Genomic DNA, 23,219 nt, shown 5'->3' on the forward strand with positions numbered 1-23,219 from the left:
CCGCGGTGTCCGCCCCGGGCCCCCCACCCCCCCCCCCCCCCGTGGGGGGGGGCCCCCCCCCCACCCCCCCCCCCCCCCCCCCCCCCCCCCCCCCCCCCCCCACCCCGGCGGGGGGGGGGGGGCGGCGGGGGGGCCCGCCCCGGCCACAGTACGAGAGTGCCCCAGAACGGACATCCGGGGAGGGTGAAAGCACCCAACAGCCCGGATTGTTGGGCCGGATCGGCCCGTCAGACGACCGCGGGATCGAGCAGCCCCGCGCGGAGGCGGCGGAGCATCCGGCTGATGAGCCGGGACACGTGCATCTGGGAGATGCCGAGTTCCTCGCCGATCTCGGCCTGGGTGCGCTCCTCGACGTAGCGCATGTGGATGATCTTCCGCTCGCGCTCGTCGAGTTCGGCGATGAGGGGGGCCAAGGAGCTGAGGTCGTCGACCAGTTCGAGCCCCGGGTCGTCCTCGCCGATGACATCGGCCAGCACGGTCTCGCCCTCGGCGCCCGCGTCGGAGCTGAGCGCCGCGTCGAGCGAGGAGGAGGTGTAGCCGTTGGACGCCTTGCGGGCCTCGATGACCTCTTCCTCGGTCAGGCACATCAGCTCGGACAGTTCACGCGTGGTGGGCGTACGACCCAGGCGGGACCGCAGTTCCTCGGTCGCCTTGGCCAGCTCGACGCGGGCCTCCTGCAGCCGGCGCGGCACATGGACGGCCCAGCTGGTGTCGCGGAAGAAGCGCTTGATCTCGCCGACGATGTAGGGGACGGCGAACGAGGTGAACTCCACCTGGCGGGTGAGCTCGAACCGGTCGATCGCCTTGATGAGTCCGATCGTGCCGACCTGGACGATGTCCTCCATCTCGTTGTTGCTGCGGCTGCGGAAGCGCGCGGCCGCGTAGCGCACGAGGGAGAGGTTCATCTCGATCAGGGTGTTGCGCACGTACTGGTGCTCGTGGGTGCCCTCCTCCAGCGAGGTCAGCCGGTCGAAGAACTGGCGCGACAGCTCACGCGCGTCCTTCGGGCTCACCTTGGACGGCTCCGCGATCATCGGGAGCGCCTCCCCCGCCGTCGTCCGCCGCCCTGCCGTGGCCGGTGCCTCCGCTGCCGTCACGGCTGCCATAACGCCCACCCCATTCGTCCGAAGGAACTACCGACAAGAGCCCCCTGCCCCGCTTCTCGCGCCTCACTCCCCCTCATCCGGTCAAATTCGGGGCGCGCACCTCGTTTCCGTCGCACGTCTTGACCCGGCGACCCCACGCCTCTACTCCTGTCACGTCTACGACAGTTCAGCATGCTGACTCCCGTTCGACATACCGAATGAAGTGGGTGGGGTGGCCGACATGACGACGACCGGAGAAGACCGCGACGGCGACGGCACAACGGAGTTGGGCGGTGTGACACGCCGCCGCGCGTTACAGCTCGGCGCGATCGCCGCGGGCGCGACCCTCGCACAGCCGACCTCCGCGGCCGCCAACGACCAATCCGCCGCGTCGAGTTCGGCACGTGAGCAATCGTTCGACGAGGGCTGGCTCTTTCGCCTCGGCGACCCGACCGGAGCCGGGACACCGTCCTTCGACGACACGTCCTGGCGACCGCTCGACCTCCCGCACGACTGGAGCATCGAGGACCTCTCCTACGGCGGCTCCCCCGACGGCGGCGCGACGAGCGACCCGTCCCTCCTCGTGCTGAAGGACCCCGACCCCACACTGCCCCAACCTCCGCAGGTGATCGGCCCGTTCGACACACAGCACAGCCAGAACGGCGGCTCGACCGGATACACGGTGGGCGGAATCGCCTGGTACCGCAAGCACTTCACGACACCGACCGGCGAAGGACGCCACACCGAGCTGCGCTTCGACGGCGTCCACCAGAACGCCGACGTGTGGCTCAACGGCGTCCACCTGGGCTTCCACCCCTACGGCTACACGGGGTTCGCGTACGACCTGACCCCGCACCTCGCCCCGACGGGGCCCAACGTGCTCGCCGTGCGCGTCGACAACAGCGGCCGCAACAGCCGCTGGTACTCGGGCTCGGGCATCTACCGCCACACCTGGCTGACGGTGACGGGCGCCGTGCGCATCCCGCTCTGGGGCGTCCACGTGACAACACCCGTGGTGGACAAGGGCCGTTCACTCGCTCGCGTGGAGGTGTCGGTCGCCAACCTCGGCACCCGGCCCACGTCGGCACACGTGCGGGTCACGGTCCTCGATCCGGACGGGAACGCCGTAGGCGTACGGCAGGCTCCCGCGCAGGCGATCGCGTCGGGCGGCGCAACTGCCGTTTCCTCTCTGGACGTTGACGTCGAGCGGCCGGCTCTGTGGTCCCCGAGATCTCCGAACCTCTACACCGCACGCGCCGAGGTGGTGGTGCGTGGGCAGGTCGTCGACACCGTCACCACCCGGTTCGGAATCCGTTCGCTGGTCTGGAACGGCCAGGTCGGCTTCCTGCTCAACGACGAGCCCGTCAAGATCGTCGGGGGATGTGTCCACCACGACCACGGGCCGCTGGGGGCCGTGGCGCTCGACCGCTCCGAGGAACGCCGGGTCGAGATCCTCCAGGAGGCCGGCTTCAACGCGCTGCGCACCGCCCACAATCCACCGACGCCAGCTCTGCTCGACGCCTGTGACCGGCTGGGCATGCTGGTCATGGACGAGTTCTTCGACATGTGGGACACCGGCAAGAACCCCGACGACTACTCCGTGTACTTCGCCGAGTGGTGGGAGCGGGACCTGACCGGCACGGTGCTGCGGGACCGCAACCATCCCAGCGTGGTCATCTGGTCGCTGGGCAACGAGATCACCGACGCGACGAACGGCGTCCGGGGAGCCCAACTGGCCGCCCGGCTCCGTTCGTTGGACCGGACCCGTCCGATCACCTTGGGCGGCGGCTCGACATTCAGTGCGGACGATCCGTCCTGGAGTTACGTCGACGTGGGCGACGTGCACTACAACGCGAACGGCAAGGGCTACGGCCCGATGCACGACGCGCATCCCGAGCGCGCGATGACGCAGAGCGAGGGCTTCCCCGCGACGATCCACCAGGACACGACGTTCGTGAACGACAACGCCTGGGCGGTGGGGAGTTGGGTCTGGGCCGCCTGGGACTATCTCGGCGAGTCCGGCATCGGCAAGACCCCGATGGCACCCGAGGGAACGGCCGCGGGCATCGGCGACCAGAGCGTCATGCCCGGCTGGTCGATCGCCCGCACCCTGCACCACTCCTGGGGCGGCTTCGGCTACCCGTACCCCTACTTCCAGGGCAACTGCGGGGACATCGACCTCATCGGCAGCCGCAAACCGCAGAACCACTGGCGGGCCGCGGTCTCCGGGCTCAGCCCGGTGGAGTTGCTGGTGGAGCGCCCGACACTGCCCGGCACCGAGCAAGTCGCCGTCTGGTGGGGCTACTTCGACGAACTGCCGAGCTGGACCTGGGACGTCGAGCCCGGCCACCCGATGACGGTGCACGTCTACACACCGGGCGACAGCGCACGGCTGCTGCTCGACGGCGCCGAGCTCCCGGGCGGGTCCGCGACGACTCCGGAGCGGGCGATGGCCACCTTCACCGTGCCTTACGCGCAAGGGGAGTTGACGGCGGTCGCCTCGCGCGACGGTAGGGAGATCGGCCGTACGACGCTGACGACGGTCGGCGCCCCGGCGGCCCTGCGGCTCGTGTCGGACGTCCCCCACCTCACCACGAGCCGTGACGACCTCGCGCATGTACGCGTCGAAGTCGTCGACAGGCATGGGCGGTTGGTGCCGGACGCGACGGTCCCGGTGACGTTCCAGGTCGCCGGAGCGGGCGAACTCGCCGCCGTGGGCAACGGCAACCCGCACAACGTGGACAGCTTCCGGCAACCCCGCCGGCACACCTGGCACGGGCGGGCGCTGGCGATCCTCCGGCCGGCCAGGAGACCGGGCCGGGTGACTCTCACCGTGAGCGCGCCCAGACTCCGTTCCGCGACAAGCATGTTGACGGTGCGTCAGAGCAGAGGCCGGTAGCCCGTGTTAGGCGCTCTTGCGGCCGACGCCCGCGTAGACCCAGTACTCGGACGGGTTCTCCGGGATCTCGTCCGTCGGGTCGGGGCGCCACAGGGGGACGTAGGTCAGGCCGGGCTCGACGAGGTCGAAGCCGTCGAACAGGCCGAGGATCTCGTCGTAGGAACGGGCGGTGACGGGCGAAGTGGCCCTGGAGCTGTACAGCTTGCCCACGGCGGCCGCCGTGTCCGGGCGGTCCTCGTTGGTGGCGTGACTCATGGCCAGCCAGCCGCCGTCGGGCAGTTCGTCGCGGAAGGCGGCGACGATGCCGGCCGGGTCCTCGGCGGGTGTGACGAAGTGCAGGATCGTGATCATCAGGACGGCGACGGGCTGCTCGAAGTCGATCAACTTCCGTACCTGCGGCGAGGACAGGACGTCGGCCGGTCTGCGGATGTCGCCGTCCACGATGTCCGCGTCGGGGTTGTCGGCGAGGAGGGAGGTGCTGTGGGCGACGGCCACCGGGTCGTTGTCCACGTAGACGACGCGGGCTCCGGGGCTGGCGGCCTGCGCGACCTCGTGGACGTTGCCCTGGGTGGGGATGCCCGAGCCGAGGTCGATGAACTGCCGTACGCCGGAGGCGACCAGGAAGCGCACGGCCCGGCCGAGGAAGTCGCGGTTGGCGCGGGCCAGGGTGCGGACCTGGGGGTCGATCGCGGTGAAGGCCGCCAACGCCTCGCGGTCTATGGCGAAATTGTGTTCACCGCCCAGCATCGCGTCGTACATTCGGGCGACACTCGCCTTGTGCGGGTCGATCCCCTGCGGCAGGCCTCCACTGTCCGGCACCACAACTTCCCTTCGCCCGAAGATCCTTGACGCGTCATCATATAGTTGCCGAGGAAAGCACGGCAGACCGCTTGCCCCCCACGCCACGCGGCCGGTCCCCCACCCGGAAAGGCACGACCCTGCGGAACGATGCGCGCAGTCACCGCGGTGACGCCCCCTCTGCCGGGCCCCCACGCCGCAGGCAGGTCTTCGCCCCCGCCGCGGACGTGATCGGCTCGGAGCTCGACCTGCGGCTGACCGGCAGCCATGTCGTGCACGCGCTGACGCCCGGGTTCTGCGACGCGGCGTCGGTGTATCTGCTGGAGCGCTGGGTGTTGGAGGAGAACGCGTATCCCGCCGTGGATCCGCCCCAGATCGAGGCGCGTCGGCTGGCGGTGCGGGTGGGCACGGAGGCGCCCGAGGCCTGGGACGGTGTGCTGCCGGTCGGCGAGGTGGTCGTCTTCCCGCGCGAGACGCCGTACGCGCGCGCCCTCGCCAGTGGTCATACGCAGTTGCTCGACGCGGTGGACAAGCACACCTCCGAGCGGCTGCTGGCCTCCGCGGGCGGCGATGCCCAGCGCATAGACGATCTGCTGGGGACGGCGTCCTTCCTCGTCGTCCCGCTCCAACTGCGCGGCGCCACCGTCGGGTTCGTCGCCTGCACGCGCGGCCCGGACCGGGACCCGTTCCTGCCCGGCGAGGCCGTGGCCGTCGAGTCGCTGGCGGCCCGGGCGAGCGTCGCGCTGGACAACGCGCGCCGTTACGAACGCGAGCGCCGCACCGCGCTGGCCATCCGCAACAGCCTGCTCCCGGACCCGGCCCAGGCGTTCCACGGCTGCCGTATCGCGCACGGCTATCTCCCGGCCGGCCAGGGCAACATCATCGGCGGCGACTGGTTCGACGTCCTGCCCCGCCCCGGCGGCCGGGTCGGCCTGGTCGTCGGCGACGCGATGGGCCACGGCCCCGAATCCGCCGTGGCCATGATCCAGTTGCGTACGGCCGTGCGCACCCTGGCCCGGCTCGACATGGAGCCGCCCGAACTCCTGCGAAGACTCGACGAGTTGGCGTACGACACCCCGGGCGCGTCCTTCGCGACCTGCATCTACGCCGAGTGGGACGCGCAGGCGCACACGTGCACCCTCGTCGGCGCCGGGCATCCGCCGCCGCTGCTGCGCGGCCCGCAGGGACCGGCCGTACCGGTCACGCTCGCCAGCGCGGGTCTGCCGCTGGGGCTCGGCACCGGCAACTACGAGGCCACGGTGCTGACCATCGACGAACCGGCCCTGCTGCTGTTGTACAGCGACGGGTTGGTCGAGTCGCGGCACGCCGACATCGACCAGGAGATCGCCGGCCTGGCCCGGTCCCTCGACACGGCCGCCGCCGAGCCCACGCCCGTCGGCGGCCCCGAGGGGTTCCCCTCGCTGTGCGAGCGGTTGCTGAGCGCCCCGTACGCGACGCCCGGGGCGGACGACCGCACGCTGCTGCTGGCCGAGTTGACGCCCGCGACCACCTGAACAGGCCGCGGGCGTCCTCGCCCCCTCCGGGTGTCCGGCGTCAGTAGCCGGTGGACAGGGTGGCCCACACGGCTTTGCCGCCGGTGAGCGCCGACCGGTCGACCCCCCAGGTGTCCGCGATCGCCTGCACGATGAACAGGCCGCGCCCGCTCTCGTCGTCGAGGCACGGCTCGCAGCGGGAAAGATCACTGCCCGTGTAGTCGTGGTCATGGACCTCGATGCGCAGACTACGGTCGGTGACGAGTCCTATACCGCACAGGAGTCTCGCGCTGGGTGTGTGGCACACGCCGTTGGTGGCCAGCTCGGAGATGAGCAGGACCGCGTCGTCGCGCACTTCTTCGGGCAGGCGCCACTTGGCCAACTGCGCGCCCATGGCGTGCCGGGCGACCCGGACGCCGGAGCGGTGCGCGGGAAGTTCCATCCAGTGCGCCAGGTCCGGGCGGACGACGTCTAAAAGCTGCGGGGAGGGAGTCGTGTGGGGGGACACGGTGGTTCGCCTTCCATCGGGGGCGGGCGCAGGCGGGAGACGCACAGCATCAGCAACAGGCCTGCCGGACTTGGGGAGTTCCGGCGGGCGGCCTAGATCGCTCACACAAGTAACTATGCCCATAGCTCAGTTCAAGCTGCAACCGACTCCCTGATAATTTCAGAACGACGGATTCTGTCTGGCGGCATCAGCAAGTCGCTGTCAGACTAATGCCGGTGACAGTCCCTCAGGAGGTTGGGCGTGAGCGAAGCTCGGTCGAGTACCGGCGCGGGTGCACCCACGGTTCTCCGCATGATCCTCGGCCGGCGGCTGCAGGAGTGGCGACAGGGTGCGGGGGTGTCCCTGGAGGACGCCGCCAGGGCGCTGCGGGTGACCTCGCTGACCATCCGCCGCCTGGAGAAGGCCGAGGTAGGCCTCAAACCGCTCTACGTCGAGAAGCTGCTGGAGACCTACGGCGCCGACCGTCAGGAGATCGAGGAGTTCGTCGCCCTCGCCGACCGCGCGAACGAGCCCGGCTGGTGGCACGCCTACCGCGATGTGCTCCCGGGCTGGTTCACGGCCTATGTGAGCCTGGAGACCGGCGCCAAGACCCTGCGTACCTATGAACCGCACTACGTCACGGGACTTCTGCAGACGTACGACTACGCGCGAGGCGTACTGAGCGGCGGCTTCCCGAACGACAACGACGAAGACCTCGAACGGCGGGTGCAGTTACGTCTGCGCCGCCAGAGTCTGCTGGAGAAGCCGGACTCGCCCACGCTGTGGGCGGTGCTGGAGGAAGCCGTGCTCCACCGGGTGGTGGGCGGTCCCGCGGTCATGCGGAACCAGATAGACCGGCTTCTGGAGGTCTCGGAACTGGACCACGTCAGTGTTGACATCGTCCCGTTCTCGGCGGGTGCCCACGTGGGGGCGTGCGCACCCTTCACCTACTTCCGGTTCGAGGAACCCGAGTTGCCCGATGTCGTCTACAGCGAGATCCTCTCCGCCTCCATGTACCTGGACCAGCGTTCCGACGTCGTGGCCCACCTGGAAGCGCACAACAGGATGTCGCTGCTGACCTCGTCCGCGGACAGCAAGGCGATCTTGAACCGCATGCGCAAGGAGTACTCATGACCACCACCGACGACAAGGTCTACAACGGGATGCCCGCGTCGAACCTCGGCGACCAGGGCTGGGAATGCCCCTGGAGCGGTCCCAACGGGGGTCAGTGCGTGGAGACCAAGCAACTGGCCGACGGGCGCGTCGCGTTGCGCCAGTCGACCGATCCCGCCGGACCCGCCTTGATCTACACGCCCCAGGAGATGGCCGCGTTCGTCGACGGGGTCAAGCGGGGCCTGGCCGACCATCTGATGGCAGGCTGAACCGGACCACGGGCGTGGGGAATTGGAGCCGGCCCGGCTGCGACCTGCCCGAGACGCCGACGTACACCACTTGAGAGGGAGAGCATGACCAACGCCAGCGCGCGGGAGATCGACACCAGCAGGCCGCACTCCGCCCGCATGTACGACTACTACCTGGGCGGCAAGGACCACTTCGAGGTCGACCGGCAGGCGGCCGAAGCGGTCTCGAAGATCTTCACCGGCGTCTTCGTCGCCGGCCGGGAGAACCGCGCGTTCATGCACCGGGCCACCCGCGTGCTCGCCCAGGAGTACGGCATCCGCCAATGGCTCGACATCGGCACGGGCATCCCCACCGAGCCGAACCTGCACCAGGTCGCCCAGTCCGTGGTGCCCGAGGCCCGGGTGGTCTACGCCGACAACGACCCGTTGGTCCTGAAGTACGCCGAGCGCCTGATGCGCAGCACCCAACAGGGGCGCACCGCGTACGTCCAGGCGGACGTGAACGACCCCGATACGCTCCTCAACTCCCCCGAAGTGGCCGAGATACTCGACTTCGACCAGCCGGTCGCGCTGTCCCTGAACGCGCTGCTGCACTTCGTCACCGACGAGCAGGACCCGTACGGGCTCGTGGACCGATTGCTGTCGGTCCTGCCTTCGGGCAGCGCGCTGGCCATCAGCCACGTCACCGCTGACTTCGACCCCGAGCCCTGGGCGAAGGTCACCGCGATCTACGAGGAGGGCGGGACACCGGTGAAGGTCCGTACGCGGGACGAGGTCGCGCGTTTCTTCACCGGGCTCGACCTGCTCGACCCGGGCATCTCCGTCGGGCACCGCTGGCGCCCCGAGCCCGTGACCGAGGAGTGGTCCGAGGACCAGGCGCCCACGGACGCCAAGGTCAGCCTGTGGACCGGGGTGGGCATCAAGCCGTAGCCCCGCCGCGGGACGCGGGCGACGTTACGTGCGGGAAACCTTGACGACGGCGGTGCCGGATGCCACGATTCCGGCGCCGCCATGTTTGCGTAAACATCTCCAGTCCGGCCCGGCCGACAGATCCGGTCGGTGCTGCGACCGCAGCATGTTTACGTAAACATCGCGTCGCGGTCGGTGGAGGAAGGGGGACAGGAGGCTCCCGGCGAGCAGGGCCCACCGAGCCCGTACTCCCCCAACACCACGGAGTGCACCGGGACTTGGGACGACGAGCCGACGTCATCCGTCCCGCCCGGTATCCGTTCCGACGGCCGCTCAGCCGCGCGCAGGCCTCGCCATGCGCGGAGTCGCCATTCCTGAAAGGGCAAGTCGATGCGCACCAACCCCGCCAGAACCCGCCTGCGGGCCACCTTCGTGGCCGTCGCGATCGCCGCGGTCACCGGCACCACACTCGCCGGCAGCCCCGCCTCCGCCGCGCCGAGCACGAACACCTCCCAGTTCAAGGGCGTCAACTGGGCCGACCCGCGCGACAATTACGCCGACGACCCGGTCGTCCTGTCCGGCCTGTCGCTCTCCGACAGCTACGCCCAGACGTATGCGAAGGCGACCCGGGTGATCGCGGCGTTCCGCGCCAACCTCGGCGCCAACACGGTGCGGCTGCCCATCAACCCGTACACGGTGAACGGCAGTTACTGGAAGTCGTACCGCGGGGTGATCGACGCGGCGACGGCACAGGGGTTCAAGGTCATCGTCTCGTACTGGGAGGGGACGGGCGCCAACAAGGACGGCTTCATCGACGACCCCGCCACGTACTGGCCCATGTGGAACACCGTGGTGAAGGCCTACCAGCACAACCAGCGCGTCTACTTCGAGCCGATGAACGAGCCCCACGGATACACCGACACCGAGTGGGCCGACCTCGCCGCCAAGTGGCTGGACACCTACTCCAAGGTGCCGCGCAACCGCGTCTTCGTCAGCGGCGCCGGCTACAACGACCACGTCACCACGGTCTGCGCCGACCCGCGCCTGAAGGGCACGTACCTCTCGCTGCACCACTACGGCTTCTGGAAGGACTACGCGACCTACGACCAGTGGGTGAGCGACCTCAAGGAGCGTCTCGGCGACTGCGCGAACCGCACGGTGGCCGACGAGTTCGGCGCCCCGATGACCACGGGCCTCAACTACAACGTCCCGACGCCCACGGACAATTCGGTGAACTTCATCCAGGCCGACACCGACACGTTCCGCAAGCTCGGCATGGGCTCGGTGTACTGGCCCGGCCTGCGCACCGACGACACGTACTCGATCCAGAAGCTCATCGGCGACGCGGCCCGCCCATGGCTGGTCACCACGAACCAGTCCGGCGCCGACCGCCTGGCCTGGGCGTGGGGGCGCGGCAAGCCCGTAAAGTCCTGAACCGGCGCCCTGACCCGCTACACCTGATCCGCGTCTCCCGTACAACGGGGGCGCGGATCAGGTGCGTCGGGCACTGACGGCAGCGGCAGTCAGGCGTCCCCCGCCTTGACGCCGGTGACCTGACGCATTTCCGAGATCTTGCCGTCGGCGATGGAGAAGATCGCCATCACACGGAATTCCCGCCGGTCGGCATCCGCACCGTCCGCGGCACCTTCATGACGTCGTCCGCGGATCAGGATGTCGTACTCGATGACGACGTCGTCCCCCGACTCCAGATATCTGTACGGCTCCCGGATCTCCACCTCTTCGTACTGCTGTGGATAGATCCCGAAATGCTTCCGCAGCTCCTCGACGCCGGCCGCCCTGACGTGACCGCAGGTAATGATGCGCGCGTCGGCTGCCCAGAACCGGTGAATGTCGTCGAGGGTGCCGCGATTCCCGGCGTTACACAGACCGGATATCCACGTGAACACACCGTGGAAGAAATCCTGATAGCGCACATTCGCATTCATGGCCGGGAATGATCCTTTCACACCAAAATAACCTTGGTCGCCGACCAGGACCGTAGCGCACCGCTTGGTCACCGCACAAGGGGCCCGTTCCAGGTTGACATCTTGGTCACTGACCAAGTTAACTTGTCGTGTTGGTCACCGAACAAGAAAACGCACCCCTGGAGGAAGATCATGGCGAAGACGTGGTTCATCACCGGAGCCTCGAAGGGATTCGGCCGGGAATGGGCGGAAGCCGCGCTCGAACGGGGCGACCGGGTCGCGGCGACGAGCCGTTCCGCATCCGCCTTCGACGACCTGGTCGAGAAGTACGGCGACGCGGTACTCCCGCTGCGCGTCGACGTCGCCGACCGCACGGCCGCGTTCGACGCCGTGCAGCAGGCGATCGACACGTTCGGCGAGCTCGACGTCGTCATCAACAACGCGGGCTACGGCCTGTTCGGCATGGTCGAGGAGGTGACCGAGCGGCAGGCCCGCGACCAGATCGAGATCAACGTGTTCGGCGCGCTGTGGGTCACCCAGGCGGTACTCCCCCACCTCCGCGCCCGCGGCTCCGGCCACATCATCCAGGTGTCGTCCGTCGCCGGCGTCACCTCGCTGCCCGGACTCGGCCTCTACCACGCGTCCAAGTTCGCCCTCGAAGGCTTCACCGCGAGCCTCGCCGCCGAGGTGAAGGACTTCGGCATCAAGGTCACCCTGGTCGAGCCGGCCGGATACGCCACCGAATGGGCGGGCCCCTCTGCCGTGCAGACCGAGCGCCTTCCGGCCTATGACGATTTCCGCGCGTCCATGTCGGGGATCTCCTCCCGGCGCGGCGATCCGACCGCGACGCGCGCCGCGATTCTCATCGTGGTGGACGCGGAACAGCCGCCCCTGCGGATCTTCTTCGGTCAGGGCCCGCTGGAAAGGATCACCAAGGAATACCAGGCGCGACTCGACGAGTGGCGGGCCTGGGACGAGGTGTCCAAAACCGCGTTCGGATCCTGAGGCGCGACCGCACATCCTCAATCAGCACGCAGCGAGCGCTACGACACCCCGACGCACCGTCAGCTCCCGTCGCGAGGGCGGGGTTTGGTCGTCGGGGCCGACTGAAGGATCTGCTCGATCCCGAAGTCGAAGCGCTCGCTGTAGTCGATCGAGACGTAGTCCTCCAGCACCGAGTGGAGGCCCGGGAAACGCTCCGCGTCCACCGTTTCCCGGAGGCGATCGTGGAACGCGGCCGGTGTCGCCTGTTCTTCCTGAACAAGGCCGAGCGTGAAATAGAAAAGGCTCCACGACGTCCACGCGGCCGACTTACGGGTGGGGCACCCTTCGAAGAGAAGGGTCACCATCCGCTCGGAAAAGGCCAACGTGCTCGGCTCGACCGGAAAGGTGCCGGCGACGAGCAGCGCGCCGTCCCGGTGTCCGAGCATCGCCTGCCGCAACCGCCGGACCAGTTCGGCCACTTGCTCGCGCCAGTCGCCGTGCAGGTGGTCCAGGTCGACCTCGCCCATGATGGATTCCGCCATCAGGCCGAGCAGCCGGTCCTTGGTCCGGATGTGCCACATGACCGTGTTCATCCGGACATTGAGTTCGGCCGCTATCGCCCGGGCCGACAGCTTGGCGATGCCGTCCCGATGCAGGACATCGAATGCGGCCCCGACCACACGATCGAGCGTGATGCCGACCTTGGTCGGGGCAGCTCCTGGCGTCTTGGTCACCGAACAATGCTACCCGGGGCAGCATGGGTGAGCGATCCCACCGCTCACAAGGTCGCGACCACCTCGATCTCGACGAGATAGCCCTCCGCGAAGAGAGTCTCCACGCCCACGCAGGTACTCGCGGGAGGAATCTGCCCCGCTCCCCGGCAGCCGGCGATGAGCGAGATCAATGCGGCGGAGTTGTCGGGGTCGTACCCGACGAGATGGATCGTCTCCTTGATGATTTTGCTGCGGCTCGACCCTCCGGCGGCCAGCACCGCGTCGATGTTCTCGTAGGCCTTGGTGAATTGCGCCGCCAGATCGTCCCGGCCGACGAGTTCCCCCTTGGCGTCCCATGCGACCTGCCCGGACGTATAGATGAGACCGAGGTCGGGAAGGGCCAGGCCGTGGGAGATCACGCCGGTGAGGGGCGGGAGTTCGGCAGGATTCAGCGCGACGAGTGACGACATCGTGAGTCTTCCTCTTTTTCCTGGAATGACCGACGTGCACCCTGCGCGTTCACGCCATACTCAGCGCTGTTCCGCCGAGTTGCGCCGTGACGACGCCGGAATGGGGTGCCGCATCGGAACGGTCGCCGCTGTGGATGCGATCAGGACGGTCGCGACGGCATCGTCCTTGCAGGTGAGGCGATGCTCCTTCGACGAGTCGAAATGCACCGAATCCCCGGTGTCCAGCTCCAGCGATACACCCGAGATGTCGAGAGTGATCGCCCCCGACAGCACATGCAGCCATTCTTCGCCGACGTGCCGTGCGGTCTTGGTGTGTTTGCCCGGTGTCAGTTCGACCCGGATGACGGACATGGTTTCCCGAGGTCCGCTCAGTACGGTGTACCGGCCGTCCTGCCCGTCACGCGTCATCGCCGCGTCGGCGCGCACCAGATGGAAGTCGTCCTGATCGGGTTCCTGGACCAACTCACTGATGGATACGCCGTAAACGCGGGCGATCTGCAGCAGGGCGCCGATGGACGGCTTGCGCACACCCTTCTCCAGGCGCGACAGATGCGCCGAGGAAATGCCGGTCTGTTCGGCCAGTGTCGTCAGGGTGATGCCCCGCTCACCCCGCATGTCCTTGAGGCGTTGGGCAACCCAGAGATCAGTGTCCTCGATCGGCATTCCGGCACACTAACATGCCCCAGAGGCAATAGAGCGAGCCTGTCAGGTACATCGGACGGCCTCTGTCTATACGAGGTTCAGCAGTTCCCGCCCAAGAATGTGCGGGCTCGTGAGCAGGCCGACATGCGTGATGTCGTGCAGTGCCACGACCCGGAATCCCCGTTTCTCCGCCGAGGCGGCGATATCGGTGAAGAGGGCCTGATCGGCGCAGTAGATGTAGGTGACCGCCTTGCTCGCCAGGGCTTCCTCACTGCCGGGTCCGAGCGGCTCCTCGTGGGTGAGGCGCGGCATCGGCGTCATCCTGCTCGACAGCCATGCCGCCGCCTCGTCGTCCGCCCCGAGCAACCCGGGGTCGAGCGCCGCCACCTCCCACTCGGCGGGCCCCGGCGACTCGGAGAACGCCTTCTCCAGCCACGGCAGCATCGTGAACGCCGACTCGCCGGTCACGGGGGCGAACGCGTCCGCGTACACCACCTGCCCGACCCGGTCCGGGGCGAGCGCGGCCGCGCCGGTGATCACCATCCCGCCGTAGCTGTGCCCGACCAGGATCGCGTCCACCACCCCTTCGGATTCAAGGAGTTCGGCGATTTCCCGCGCGTGGACGCCCAGGCCGACGTCCGGTGCGGAGAGCTCGCTCCGCTCGGCAAGGCCGGTGAGTGTGGGCGTGAGAACCGTGTGGCCGGCGCTCTCCAACAGGGGGCGCAACCGGTCCCAACACCAGCCGCCACCCCATGAACCGTGTACGAGTACGAACGTAGCCATAGCCCGCTCCTCCTGGGATTCCAGAGCCCTCGCTCTCCCCACAGAGTCACGGTCCGGCCCCACCCACGTCAACCTCATGGGCAAATTAAATTGCCTCTTAGGCCGCCATGCCGTCCGGCACGGCGACCGTCACAGCATCGCGAGCCCAGGTTCGTTCAGGATCTGCGCGGTATTGGCCAGCAGCTCGGAGCCCTGCCGGCCGTCCATGAGTCGATGGTCGAAGGAGAGCGCGAGCTGGGTGACCCAGCGAGGCTCGATGCGTTCGTTTCCGTCGCCGTCCTGCACGACCCAGGGCATACGGCGGACGGCGCCGACCGCGAGGATGGCGGCCTCCCCCGGGTTGAGGATCGGCGTACCGGTGTCCACGCCGAACACCCCTACGTTGGTCAGCGTGACGGTGCCGCCGCTCATGTCCTGCGGGGACGTGCGGCCGGCGCGGGCGGTCGCGGTGAGGTCCGCCAGCGCCTGGGCCAGTTCGAGCAACGACATCCGGTCCGCGCCCTTGATGTTCGGCACGACCAATCCGCGGTCCGTCGCCGCCGCCACACCGAGGTTGACGTAGTGCTTCAGGACGATCTCCTGCGCCTCCTCGTCCCAACTGCTGTTCGCCTCAGGGGTCTTGGCCAGCGCGATCAGGAAGGCCCGGGCGAAGAACAGCAGCGGAGTGACCCGCAGATCGCGGAACTCCCGTCGCCCGGCGACGAGTTCACGAAGCCGCATCGTCGCGGTGACGTCGACGGTGATGAACTCGGTGACATGCGGTGCAGTGAAGGCGGAGGCGATCATGGCGGCGGCCGTGTGTTTGCGAACCCCCCTGATCGGTATGCGTGTTTCGGAGGTTCGAGCGGTTTCGGGGACGGGAGCGGGCAGCGTCTCCGGGACCGCGCGCCGGACGTCCTCGCGGGTGATGGTGTTCCCGGGGCCGGTGGGGGCGACGGTCGTCAGGTCGACCCCGAGATCCTTGGCGAGCTTGCGGACCGGCGGTTTGGCGGCCGGCCTGACTCCGCCTCGATCCGGGGCACTTCGCTCCCCGCCGACCGCACGTTGCGGCTGGGCGTGAGCGGGGCGCCTTCTGCGACGGCCGGTGCCGGTGCCCTGCGGGCCGTATCCGACGAGCAGTTCCGCCTGTTGCGGTTCCGGCTGCCGCACAGCCGGGGCGTCGGGTTCTCCGCCCTCCACGCCTCCCGCTGACGTGCCGGTGTCGATCGTGATCAGCGGTCTGCCGACCGGAAGCAACTCCCCCACCTCCGCGTGGAGGGCGCTGACCACCCCGGCGTAGGGCGAGGGAAGTTCGACGGCGGCCTTGGCCGTCTCCACCTCGACGATGATCTGGTTGACCTCGACGACATCGCCGGGCTGTACCGACCAGGCGAGGATCTCCGCCTCCGTCAGACCCTCGCCGACGTCGGGGAGCAAGAACTGCTGCGGGCTCGTCACGACGGCGCCCCTCCTAGTAACTCAGGCTGCGGTCAATGGCGTTGAGGATCCGGTCGACACCGGGAAGCCAGTCCGACTCCAGGCGGCTGGGCGGGTACGGGGTGTCGTATCCCGTGACCCGCACGACGGGCGCTTCGAGGTAGTGGAACTCCTCGTCCTGCAGCCGTGCGGCGACCTCCGCGCCGAACCCGTGGGAGAAGGCTGCCTCATGGACGACGACCGCCCGCCCGGTGCGGTGCACGGACGCGCGGACCGTCGTGACGTCCCACGGGGACAGACTGCGCAGATCCACGACCTCCACGCTGCGGCCCTCCTCCGCCGCGACGTCGGCCGCCTCCAGGGCGATGGGCACGGTCGGGCCGTAGCCGATCAGTGTCACGTCCGTCCCCGCGCGGCGGACGACGGCCTGCTCCAGCGGGAGGGGCGAGGCCGGGTCGATCTCTCCCTTGGTCCAGTAGTGCCGCTTGGGTTCGAGGAAGACCACGGGGTCGTCGTCGGCGACGGCCTGTTGGATCATGTGGAACGCGTCGTGCGGGGTGGCGCAGGTGACCACCTTCAGCCCGGCCGTGTGGGCGAAGTACGTCTCCGGCGACTCCGAGTGGTGCTCGATCGAGCCGATGCCACCGCCGTAGGGGATGCGGATCACGACGGGCAGGGAGATGCGGCCGGCCGAGCGGTGTCGGAGCTTGGCGAGTTGGGTGATGATCTGGTTCGCCGCCGGGTAGACGAAGCCGTCGAACTGGATCTCGCAGACGGGCCGATAGCCGCGCATCGCGAGTCCGATCGCGGCTCCGACGATGCCCGCCTCGCCCAGCGGGGTGTCGACCACTCGCAGGTCGCCGAACTCCTTGCGCAGTCCGTCGGTCACGCGGAACACACCGCCGAGCCGGCCGATGTCCTCGCCCATGAGCAGGACTTGGGGATCGTCGGTCAGGGCTTGACGCAGGCCGTCGTTGAGGGCCTTCACCATGGAGACGGTCATTTGCTCTCCCCGTCCTGCGGGCCGGTGGAGACGAACTCCAGGTGCTCGCGCAGCTGTTGGCGCAGACCGGCGGGCATCTGCGCGTAGGTGTGCTCGAAGGGCGAGGAGGCGTCGGGGTCCGCCAACTCCCGGCAGTCTGCGCGCAGTTGCTCGGCCAGAGCTCGCTCGCGCTGTTCGAGGTCGGTGAAGTACTCGTCGTTCACGGCGCCCACGGACCCAAGATGCGCGCGTAGCCGTTCCAGCGGATCCCGGGCCGTCCAGTCCTCGGTCTCCTCGGCGGCCCGGTAACGCGTCGCGTCGTCGGCCGTCGTATGGGCGTTGACGCGGTAGGTGACGGCCTCGATCAGCGTGGGGCCACCGCCGGTTCGTGCCTGGTGCAGGGCGTGGCGCGTCGCGGCGAGGCAGGCCAGGACGTCGTTGCCGTCCACGCGGATGCCGGGAAAGCCGTATCCGGCGGCCCGTTGAGCCGCGGGGATCCGGCTCTGCACGCTGTAGGGGGCGGAGATGGCCCACTGGTTGTTCTGGCAGAAGAACACCACCGGCAGGTTCTGGGCGGCGGCCCAGATGAACGCCTCGTTCGTCTCGCCCTCGCTCAGCGCGCCGTCGCCGAGGAACGCCAGCACGGCCGTATCGCGGTCGGGATCACCCGAGCCGGTGCTGCCGTCCCGGTACAGGCCCATGGCGTAGCCCACCGCGTGCAGGGTCTGCGCGCCGATGACCAGCGTGTACAGGTTGAAGTGGTGTTCGTAGGGGTCCCAACCGCCCAGCGTGGTACCCCGGAAGAGCCCGAGCAGCGACACCGGGTCGAGCCCTCGGCACCAGGCCACACCGTGTTCGCGGTAGGTGGGGAAGACCATGTCCCGTTCGTTCAGCGCGTACGCCGCCCCGACCTGTGCCGCCTCCTGCCCGCGCAGTGACGGCCACAGGCCCAACTCCCCTTGCCGTTGAAGGGCGATGGCCTCCGTGTCCAGACGGCGGACGAGCGCCATGTCGCGGTAGAGGGCGGGGAGGTCGACGGTCGCCAGGTCGAGAGGCAGCCGGGTATCTGTACCCAATGCCCCTGATGGGTCAAGCAGTTGAACGGGCGGCTCGGCCAATGCCGTTTCCGACGACAGGTGTTGTACGGCGTGTGCCATGCGGGTTCTCTTTCCGGGCGACGCTCTCGACAGGGAGAGCGGGTCAACGGGCCTTGTCGGTGCGGGGGTTCAGCGCGGGGGCATGCGCAGGGCGCCGTCGAGGCGGATGACCTCGCCGTTGAGCATCGGGTTGTCGAGGATGTGGGTGACCAGGGCGGCGTACTCGTCAGGTGAGCCGAGCCGGGACGGATGCGGTACGGCGGCGCCCAGTTGGGACCGCGCCTTCTCCGGCAGGCCCGACAGCAGCGGGGTGTCGAACAGCCCCGGCGCGATCGTGACGACGCGGATGGCCGAGTCGGCGAGGTCCCGGGCCGCCGACAGGGTCAGTGAGACCACCCCGCCCTTGCTCGCCGCGTACGCGGCCTGGCCGATCTGGCCGTCGTAGGCGGCGATGGACGCGGTGCAGACGATGACGCCTCGATCCCCGTTGTCCGGGGTGTTGTCGGCCATGACGGCGGCAGCGCTGGAGAGCACGTGGAAGGTGCCGAGCAAGTTGATCTCGACCACGCGCCGGAAGTCCTCGGCCGGCAGTACTCCCCGCTTGCCCAGGATGCGGCCGGGTGTCGCGACTCCGGCGCAGTTGACGGCCGCACGCACCGGACCGTGCTCCGCCGCGTGTGCGAAGGCCTGCCGGACCTGGTCCGGATCGGTCACGTCCGCCGCGACGAAATGGGCCCGCTCCCCCAACGCGGCGGCTGCCGCCTCCCCTTGACTGTTCGGGAGGTCCAACAGCACGACGGTACGGCCCTGTCGGTGGAGCCGGTGTGCGGTCGCCCGCCCCAGCCCCGAGCCGCCTCCCGCTATGACGGCAACAGCATCGCGAGATGTCACGGTGCCCGCCTTCCTTCAAGTCGTCGGAACGTGCAAGTCGTAGGGAACGTGCAAGTCATCGGAAATACGGTCGAGTTCATGAGTCGGCGAGATGGCGACCGATGACCATGCGCTGGATCTGGTTGGTGCCCTCGAAGATCTGCGTGATCTTCGCCTCGCGCATATAGCGCTCCACCGGGTGCTCGCGGACGTATCCGGCGCCACCGAGAACCTGTACGGCGTCGGTGGTCACGGCCATGGCCGTGTCCGTCGCGATGAGTTTGGCGATGCTGGCCTGGCGGCTGAACTCCTGGCCGGAGTCCTTGCGTCGGGCGGCGACCAGGTAGGTGGCGCGGGCCGCTTCGGTGCGCGCGGCCATGTCGGCGAGCAGGAAACCGACGCCCTGGTGCTCGATGATGCGGCGGCCGAACGTCCGGCGCTCGCGGGCGTAGTCGACCGCGTGGTTCAGCGCCGCCTGCGCGATCCCGACGGCGACCGCGGCGATGCCGAGCCTGCCCGCGTCGAGTGCGGACAGTGCGATCTTCAGGCCCTGGCCGGGCTCGCCGATCAGTCGGTCGCCCGAGATGTGCACGTCGTCGAAGTGCATCACCGCAGTGGTCGAACTGCGCAGCCCCATCTTGCGCTCCGGGGCACCCGCGCTCAGGCCGGGCGACCCGGCGTCCACGTGGAAGCAGGAGATGCCGTTGCGCGGGTCGGCGGACGTGCGCAGAAAGGCGGTGTAGAAGTCGGCCTCACCGCCGTGGGTGACCCAGGCCTTGGCGCCCCGGGCCACCCACTCCTCGCCGTCAGGCACCGCCCCGGCGCGGATGGCGCTGGGGTCGGACCCCGCGTGTTCCTCCGAGAGGCAGTAGGCGCCGAGTGCGGCGCCGCTCAACTGCCAGGGCAGCAGCGCCTGTTGCTGCGCCGCCGTGCCGAAGGCGGAGACCGCGTGGCACGACAGGGTGTGGACGCTGACACCGACGGCGACGGCGGCCCACCAGGCGGCCAGCTCTTCGAGTACTTGCAGGTAGACGGCGTAGGGCTGGCCTCCTCCCCCGACGTCCTCACCGAACGGAAGGGTCAGCAGGCCCACCTCCCCCAGGAGGCCGAACACCTCGCGCGGGAAGCGGCTCTCCTCCTCGAACTGGGCCGCGCGCGGGGCGAGTTCCTTGTCCGCGATCTCGACCGTCAGCTCCAACAGCTCCCGGGCCTCGCCGGAGGGTAGTTCGCGCTCAACCTTCACCGCTGGGTCCCTTCCTCACGCCCTCGAACGGCGGTCGCCGACCAGTTGCAGGCGTTGTCAGTGGACCGGCGGGACACGAGCGATGGCAATTAAGTTGCGGGTATCTTGCATGCGATGCAAGAAAGTAGAGCGAGACTGATGTCAACCGCAAAAAACAGGCGCGAGGAGGAGATACGAATGACCGACACAGGACTCATCGACAGCGTCGACCGCGCGATTCTGGAGCTGCTGGTCGAGGACGGCCGTCGGACGATGACGGAGATCGCGGAGCGGGTCAGCCTCTCCCCGTCGGCGGTCAAACGCCGGGTCGACCGGCTGGAGCGGGACGGAGTCATCGCCGGCTACACGGTCACCCTCGACCACGGCAAGCTGGGCTCCAGCTTCGAGGCGTTCGTCGAGTTGCGGTTCGCCGGCGACGTCAAGGTCGAGGCGATCACCATGGCCGCCACCAGCGTGCCGGAGGCCCTGGAGGTCTTCACCGTCGCGGGCGACCCCGACGCCCTGGTCCGCGTCCGGGTGACCAACGTGCAGCACCTGCGCGATGTGATCGACCGGCTCCGGCGTACGGGCGCCGTGATCGGCACGAAGACGCTGATGGTGCTGGGCGCCTGGCGCAGGGGTGACTGACGGGCCGGGTCACTGGTACCCAGGAGGCAATATTTCTTGCCTGTGAGGTTGACACGAACCGGAAGATGGTTGCAGCCTGAAAGAAATTCCTCGTGACCCGTGACCGTGACCCGTGACCGTGACCCGTGACCCGCGCACCCTGAGCCGCACCCCGGAAAGGACGTACCGATGTCCATCACCACCGGCAGCAACGACATCGACTTCGAGAACACCGAGGAACTGGACATTCCCCGGCTGGCTGAGAGCCGCGAGACCATCGAGGCCGAACGCGCCCACCGCAAGCGGCAGTTGGCGGCGGCGTTCCGCATCTTCGCCCGCTACGGCTTCGACGAGGGCATCGCCGGACACATCACCGCGCGGGACCCCGAGTTCCCCGACCGGTTCTGGGTCAACCCGTACGCGGTGCACTTCTCCAAGATCCGCGTCAGCGATCTGCTTCTCATCGACGAGGAGGGCCGGGTCGTCGAGGGCGAGCGCCGGACCAACAAGGCGGCCTTCTGGATCCACTCCTCCATCCACCAGGCCCGCCCGGACGTCGTGGCGGTCGCACACGCCCACACGATCCACGGCAGGGCCTTCGCGTCACTCGACAAGCTCCTGGACCCGATCGTGCAGGAGTCCTGCGCCTTCTACGACGACCACATCGTGTTCGACGAGTACAAGGGCCTGGTGCTGGAGCGCACCGAGGGCGAGCGGATCGCCGCCCGGCTCGGCGAGCGACGGGCCGCCATCCTCCGCCACCACGGCCTGCTGACGGTCGGCCGGTCCGTGGAGGAGGCCGCGTGGTGGTTCATCACCATGGACCGCGCCTGCCAGATGCAGCTTCTCGCCGACGCCGCCGGCACCCCCCGCGTCATGACCGAGGAGGAAGTCACCCTGGCGCACCGGCAGTTCAGCAACGCCAACATGGCGCGGCACAACTTCAACCTTCTGGCCGACCTCGTGGTGGAGGAAGAACCCGACGTCCTGGGCTGATTCCGGAACGCCCGCGGCTACACATCGGGCGCGTAGTGCTTGCCGTCCCCCCGCCGCTCCACCGGCGGCAGATTCCGCCGCGGCGTCTCGACCGGTCCTACGACGAGACCGCGCGCCCGGCGCCAACCGGCCCTGGCCCGCGGGTGGTAGCGCCGCTCGAACGGCACGAGGTGCCAGCCGAACGCCACGGTACGCCCCACCAGCCACAGCCCGACCGCGCTCCGACGCGACCAGCGGTAGCCCAACTTGGCGCGCACCGCAGGCGGATACATCCCGACCGTGAGCCACACGAAGGGTCGGGTCAACGGCCCCCGGATCACCCGCCACACCACCTCAGGCAGCCACTTCAGGAAAGGTGGCCTGCCTATGCGGCGGATGTCCAGCACGGCACGTGCCGCCCAGTTGTCCTCCAGGGTGTCGACGCACATCCGCTCGAAGTACCCGGTGAATTCCGCCCAGTTGGCCGGAGCGTGCCGGTCGCTGACCCCGTAGAGCCGGTACCACTGAAGGCTCTCGGAGTAAAACTCCTCCTTCTGTTCCTCCGTCAGCGGCCGGCCGAAGTACCGGCACACCAGCACCGGCACCATGACGAAGGTCGCGTGCGCCCAGAAGAATGTGTCCGGGTCGAGGGCGTGATAGCGCCGCCCCTGGCTGTCAACTCCCTTGATACCGACGTGATAGTCGCGGACCTCGCGGGCGGTACGGGCCGCGTCCGGGCCGTCGTAGATGACTCCGGCTATGGGGTAGAGCGAGCGGAGCAGCCGTTCCCAGCGCTCCTCGAAGAACTGTGAGTGTTCCTCGACTCCGGCGCCGAGGGCGGGATGCATGTTCTGCATCGACCCGGCCCACAGGCCGATCAGCATGCCCCGCCAGTCGCTGAAGTACCGCCAGGCCAGCGACGACGGCCCGAGCGGCTCGGGTGTCGACGGGTCGCCGGGTGGGGTCAAAGGAGGCTCCTGACTGCCGAGTTGAGGTTCTTACAGGGCCCACCAGCAGTACAGGCGCCGGTTCTCCGCTGCGGCTCTCCGGGCCAGGCCGGACAACCGATGGAGCAGTTCCGACGTCTTGGTGGGCGTGAATCCCAGTTCTTCGACAGCCGCGAACGGCCCTGCCGCCAGGTCCAGTCGCTTACCGGACGCCGTGGCCAGGGCGTCCCGGAGCGTGTCGGAGACGCTGACGACGAAGGCTGCTTCGGCCTCGGGGTCCGAGAGCAGTTGCCCGGATCGGGGGCGGGCGCGGGCCTCGTCGTAGGTGGAGTCGGTGAGGATGCCTTCGAGCCGCGCCAGCACGACCACCGGGTCGATGCCGTTGAGCGGCAGCACGTCGAACACCGACGCATCGGGGCCGCCCGGTCCGTCGAGGACACCGACGGCAGCCTCGTCACTCGCGGCCGAGAAGTACTCGCACATCACCATGCCGTAGAGCGTGCCCTATGCGGCCGCCCGACGGCGACTGTCGTA

General features: G+C 68.8%; 24 protein-coding genes. 9 read left to right on the forward strand and 15 right to left on the reverse strand.

From position 1 onward, the window contains the following. Positions 1–227: 227 nt before the first annotated feature. Complete coding sequence (locus ACIBK4_RS11395; protein WP_398994404.1) at positions 228–1,106, reverse strand: SigB/SigF/SigG family RNA polymerase sigma factor; 879 nt, start codon at positions 1,104–1,106, stop codon at positions 228–230. A gap of 220 nt (positions 1,107–1,326) precedes the next feature. On the opposite strand from ACIBK4_RS11395, the gene ACIBK4_RS11400 reads away from it, so the two are divergent. After that, positions 1,327–3,984, forward strand: a complete 2,658-nt coding sequence (locus tag ACIBK4_RS11400) for a glycoside hydrolase family 2 TIM barrel-domain containing protein (protein ID WP_398994405.1) — start codon at positions 1,327–1,329, stop codon at positions 3,982–3,984. Positions 3,985–3,990: 6 nt separating this feature from the next. On the opposite strand, the gene ACIBK4_RS11405 is transcribed toward ACIBK4_RS11400, so the two are convergent. Next, positions 3,991–4,743, reverse strand: coding sequence for an SAM-dependent methyltransferase (locus tag ACIBK4_RS11405; RefSeq protein ID WP_398995036.1), 753 nt, complete (start codon positions 4,741–4,743; stop codon positions 3,991–3,993). A gap of 266 nt (positions 4,744–5,009) precedes the next feature. On the opposite strand from ACIBK4_RS11405, the gene ACIBK4_RS11410 reads away from it, so the two are divergent. Continuing rightward, a complete protein-coding gene (locus tag ACIBK4_RS11410) occupies positions 5,010–6,296 on the forward strand; it encodes a PP2C family protein-serine/threonine phosphatase (RefSeq protein WP_398994406.1) in 1,287 nt (428 codons plus the stop codon). 40 nt (positions 6,297–6,336) lie between these two features. On the opposite strand, the gene ACIBK4_RS11415 is transcribed toward ACIBK4_RS11410, so the two are convergent. Continuing rightward, positions 6,337–6,783: an ATP-binding protein gene (locus tag ACIBK4_RS11415; protein ID WP_398994407.1), complete on the reverse strand. Its 447-nt coding sequence runs from the start codon at positions 6,781–6,783 to the stop codon at positions 6,337–6,339. A gap of 240 nt (positions 6,784–7,023) precedes the next feature. Here ACIBK4_RS11415 and ACIBK4_RS11420 point away from each other — a divergent pair, with 240 nt between their 5' ends. From ACIBK4_RS11420 to ACIBK4_RS11435, 4 genes are all read left to right on the forward strand, one after another. Further along, entirely contained in the window at positions 7,024–7,896 is an 873-nt protein-coding gene (locus ACIBK4_RS11420; RefSeq protein ID WP_398994408.1) for a helix-turn-helix domain-containing protein, read from the forward strand. After that, the gene (locus tag ACIBK4_RS11425; RefSeq protein ID WP_366495946.1) at positions 7,893–8,144 is read left to right on the forward strand and encodes a DUF397 domain-containing protein; all 252 of its coding nucleotides are present in this window, start codon (positions 7,893–7,895) and stop codon (positions 8,142–8,144) included. The genes ACIBK4_RS11420 and ACIBK4_RS11425 overlap by 4 nt, the downstream gene beginning before the upstream one ends. An 84-nt stretch (positions 8,145–8,228) precedes the next feature. Next, the gene (locus ACIBK4_RS11430) at positions 8,229–9,053 is read left to right on the forward strand and encodes an SAM-dependent methyltransferase (RefSeq protein ID WP_398994410.1); all 825 of its coding nucleotides are present in this window, start codon (positions 8,229–8,231) and stop codon (positions 9,051–9,053) included. A gap of 369 nt (positions 9,054–9,422) precedes the next feature. Beyond that, a complete protein-coding gene (locus tag ACIBK4_RS11435; RefSeq protein ID WP_398994412.1) occupies positions 9,423–10,466 on the forward strand; it encodes a glycoside hydrolase family 5 protein in 1,044 nt (347 codons plus the stop codon). A gap of 89 nt (positions 10,467–10,555) precedes the next feature. On the opposite strand, the gene ACIBK4_RS11440 is transcribed toward ACIBK4_RS11435, so the two are convergent. Continuing rightward, complete coding sequence (locus ACIBK4_RS11440; RefSeq protein ID WP_398994413.1) at positions 10,556–10,978, reverse strand: nuclear transport factor 2 family protein; 423 nt, start codon at positions 10,976–10,978, stop codon at positions 10,556–10,558. A 171-nt stretch (positions 10,979–11,149) separates the two neighbouring features. Between ACIBK4_RS11440 and ACIBK4_RS11445 the strand changes: the two genes are divergently transcribed. Continuing rightward, positions 11,150–11,962, forward strand: coding sequence for an SDR family NAD(P)-dependent oxidoreductase (locus ACIBK4_RS11445; RefSeq protein ID WP_398994414.1), 813 nt, complete (start codon positions 11,150–11,152; stop codon positions 11,960–11,962). Positions 11,963–12,021: 59 nt separating this feature from the next. Here the strand turns inward: ACIBK4_RS11445 and ACIBK4_RS11450 are convergent, their stop codons facing one another. From ACIBK4_RS11450 to ACIBK4_RS11490, 9 genes are all read right to left on the reverse strand, one after another. Further along, positions 12,022–12,675, reverse strand: a complete 654-nt coding sequence (locus ACIBK4_RS11450; protein ID WP_398994415.1) for a TetR/AcrR family transcriptional regulator C-terminal domain-containing protein — start codon at positions 12,673–12,675, stop codon at positions 12,022–12,024. A gap of 44 nt (positions 12,676–12,719) precedes the next feature. After that, a complete protein-coding gene (locus tag ACIBK4_RS11455; RefSeq protein WP_398994416.1) occupies positions 12,720–13,124 on the reverse strand; it encodes a RidA family protein in 405 nt (134 codons plus the stop codon). A gap of 60 nt (positions 13,125–13,184) precedes the next feature. Continuing rightward, on the reverse strand, positions 13,185–13,787 hold the full coding sequence (locus ACIBK4_RS11460) for a helix-turn-helix domain-containing protein (RefSeq protein ID WP_398994417.1): 603 nt from the start codon (positions 13,785–13,787) through the stop codon (positions 13,185–13,187). A gap of 66 nt (positions 13,788–13,853) precedes the next feature. Beyond that, on the reverse strand, positions 13,854–14,549 hold the full coding sequence (locus ACIBK4_RS11465; protein ID WP_398994418.1) for an alpha/beta fold hydrolase: 696 nt from the start codon (positions 14,547–14,549) through the stop codon (positions 13,854–13,856). Positions 14,550–14,678: 129 nt separating this feature from the next. After that, positions 14,679–15,986 carry a dihydrolipoamide acetyltransferase family protein gene (locus ACIBK4_RS11470; RefSeq protein ID WP_398994419.1) on the reverse strand — a complete coding sequence of 436 codons (1,308 nt, stop codon included), beginning with the start codon at positions 15,984–15,986 and terminating at the stop codon, positions 14,679–14,681. Positions 15,987–15,999: 13 nt separating this feature from the next. Further along, entirely contained in the window at positions 16,000–16,968 is a 969-nt protein-coding gene (locus tag ACIBK4_RS11475) for an alpha-ketoacid dehydrogenase subunit beta (protein WP_398994420.1), read from the reverse strand. Further along, the gene (locus ACIBK4_RS11480) at positions 16,965–18,104 is read right to left on the reverse strand and encodes a thiamine pyrophosphate-dependent dehydrogenase E1 component subunit alpha (RefSeq protein ID WP_398994421.1); all 1,140 of its coding nucleotides are present in this window, start codon (positions 18,102–18,104) and stop codon (positions 16,965–16,967) included. The genes ACIBK4_RS11475 and ACIBK4_RS11480 overlap by 4 nt, the downstream gene beginning before the upstream one ends. A gap of 69 nt (positions 18,105–18,173) precedes the next feature. After that, positions 18,174–18,935: an SDR family NAD(P)-dependent oxidoreductase gene (locus ACIBK4_RS11485; protein WP_398994422.1), complete on the reverse strand. Its 762-nt coding sequence runs from the start codon at positions 18,933–18,935 to the stop codon at positions 18,174–18,176. A 76-nt stretch (positions 18,936–19,011) separates the two neighbouring features. Further along, positions 19,012–20,157 carry an acyl-CoA dehydrogenase family protein gene (locus ACIBK4_RS11490; RefSeq protein WP_398994423.1) on the reverse strand — a complete coding sequence of 382 codons (1,146 nt, stop codon included), beginning with the start codon at positions 20,155–20,157 and terminating at the stop codon, positions 19,012–19,014. 177 nt (positions 20,158–20,334) lie between these two features. Between ACIBK4_RS11490 and ACIBK4_RS11495 the strand changes: the two genes are divergently transcribed. Both ACIBK4_RS11495 and ACIBK4_RS11500 read left to right on the forward strand, forming a co-directional pair. Next, on the forward strand, positions 20,335–20,784 hold the full coding sequence (locus ACIBK4_RS11495; RefSeq protein ID WP_366437414.1) for an Lrp/AsnC family transcriptional regulator: 450 nt from the start codon (positions 20,335–20,337) through the stop codon (positions 20,782–20,784). 168 nt (positions 20,785–20,952) lie between these two features. Continuing rightward, positions 20,953–21,759 carry a class II aldolase/adducin family protein gene (locus tag ACIBK4_RS11500; protein ID WP_366437415.1) on the forward strand — a complete coding sequence of 269 codons (807 nt, stop codon included), beginning with the start codon at positions 20,953–20,955 and terminating at the stop codon, positions 21,757–21,759. A gap of 17 nt (positions 21,760–21,776) precedes the next feature. Here the strand turns inward: ACIBK4_RS11500 and ACIBK4_RS11505 are convergent, their stop codons facing one another. Together ACIBK4_RS11505 and ACIBK4_RS11510 are read right to left on the reverse strand one after the other, a co-directional pair. Beyond that, positions 21,777–22,706: an oxygenase MpaB family protein gene (locus ACIBK4_RS11505; protein WP_398994426.1), complete on the reverse strand. Its 930-nt coding sequence runs from the start codon at positions 22,704–22,706 to the stop codon at positions 21,777–21,779. A gap of 30 nt (positions 22,707–22,736) precedes the next feature. Next, complete coding sequence (locus tag ACIBK4_RS11510; protein ID WP_398994427.1) at positions 22,737–23,174, reverse strand: hypothetical protein; 438 nt, start codon at positions 23,172–23,174, stop codon at positions 22,737–22,739. Positions 23,175–23,219: the final 45 nt, after the last annotated feature.

This window comes from Streptomyces sp. NPDC050528 (genome assembly GCF_044457795.1).
GTDB lineage: Bacteria > Actinomycetota > Actinomycetes > Streptomycetales > Streptomycetaceae > Streptomyces.

Coding starts and splice junctions, on each gene's coding strand:
- ACIBK4_RS11455 (WP_398994416.1), bottom strand. CDS start 13,124: ATGTCGTCACTCGTCGCGCTGAATCCTGCCGAACTCCCGCCCCTCACC.
- ACIBK4_RS11510 (WP_398994427.1), bottom strand. CDS start 23,174: ATGGTGATGTGCGAGTACTTCTCGGCCGCGAGTGACGAGGCTGCCGTC.
- ACIBK4_RS11465 (WP_398994418.1), bottom strand. CDS start 14,549: ATGGCTACGTTCGTACTCGTACACGGTTCATGGGGTGGCGGCTGGTGT.
- ACIBK4_RS11440 (WP_398994413.1), bottom strand. CDS start 10,978: ATGAATGCGAATGTGCGCTATCAGGATTTCTTCCACGGTGTGTTCACG.
- ACIBK4_RS11500 (WP_366437415.1), top strand. CDS start 20,953: ATGTCCATCACCACCGGCAGCAACGACATCGACTTCGAGAACACCGAG.
- ACIBK4_RS11495 (WP_366437414.1), top strand. CDS start 20,335: ATGACCGACACAGGACTCATCGACAGCGTCGACCGCGCGATTCTGGAG.
- ACIBK4_RS11475 (WP_398994420.1), bottom strand. CDS start 16,968: ATGACCGTCTCCATGGTGAAGGCCCTCAACGACGGCCTGCGTCAAGCC.
- ACIBK4_RS11435 (WP_398994412.1), top strand. CDS start 9,423: ATGCGCACCAACCCCGCCAGAACCCGCCTGCGGGCCACCTTCGTGGCC.
- ACIBK4_RS11400 (WP_398994405.1), top strand. CDS start 1,327: ATGACGACGACCGGAGAAGACCGCGACGGCGACGGCACAACGGAGTTG.
- ACIBK4_RS11395 (WP_398994404.1), bottom strand. CDS start 1,106: ATGGCAGCCGTGACGGCAGCGGAGGCACCGGCCACGGCAGGGCGGCGG.
- ACIBK4_RS11430 (WP_398994410.1), top strand. CDS start 8,229: ATGACCAACGCCAGCGCGCGGGAGATCGACACCAGCAGGCCGCACTCC.
- ACIBK4_RS11405 (WP_398995036.1), bottom strand. CDS start 4,743: ATGTACGACGCGATGCTGGGCGGTGAACACAATTTCGCCATAGACCGC.
- ACIBK4_RS11425 (WP_366495946.1), top strand. CDS start 7,893: ATGACCACCACCGACGACAAGGTCTACAACGGGATGCCCGCGTCGAAC.
- ACIBK4_RS11480 (WP_398994421.1), bottom strand. CDS start 18,104: ATGGCACACGCCGTACAACACCTGTCGTCGGAAACGGCATTGGCCGAG.
- ACIBK4_RS11460 (WP_398994417.1), bottom strand. CDS start 13,787: ATGCCGATCGAGGACACTGATCTCTGGGTTGCCCAACGCCTCAAGGAC.
- ACIBK4_RS11445 (WP_398994414.1), top strand. CDS start 11,150: ATGGCGAAGACGTGGTTCATCACCGGAGCCTCGAAGGGATTCGGCCGG.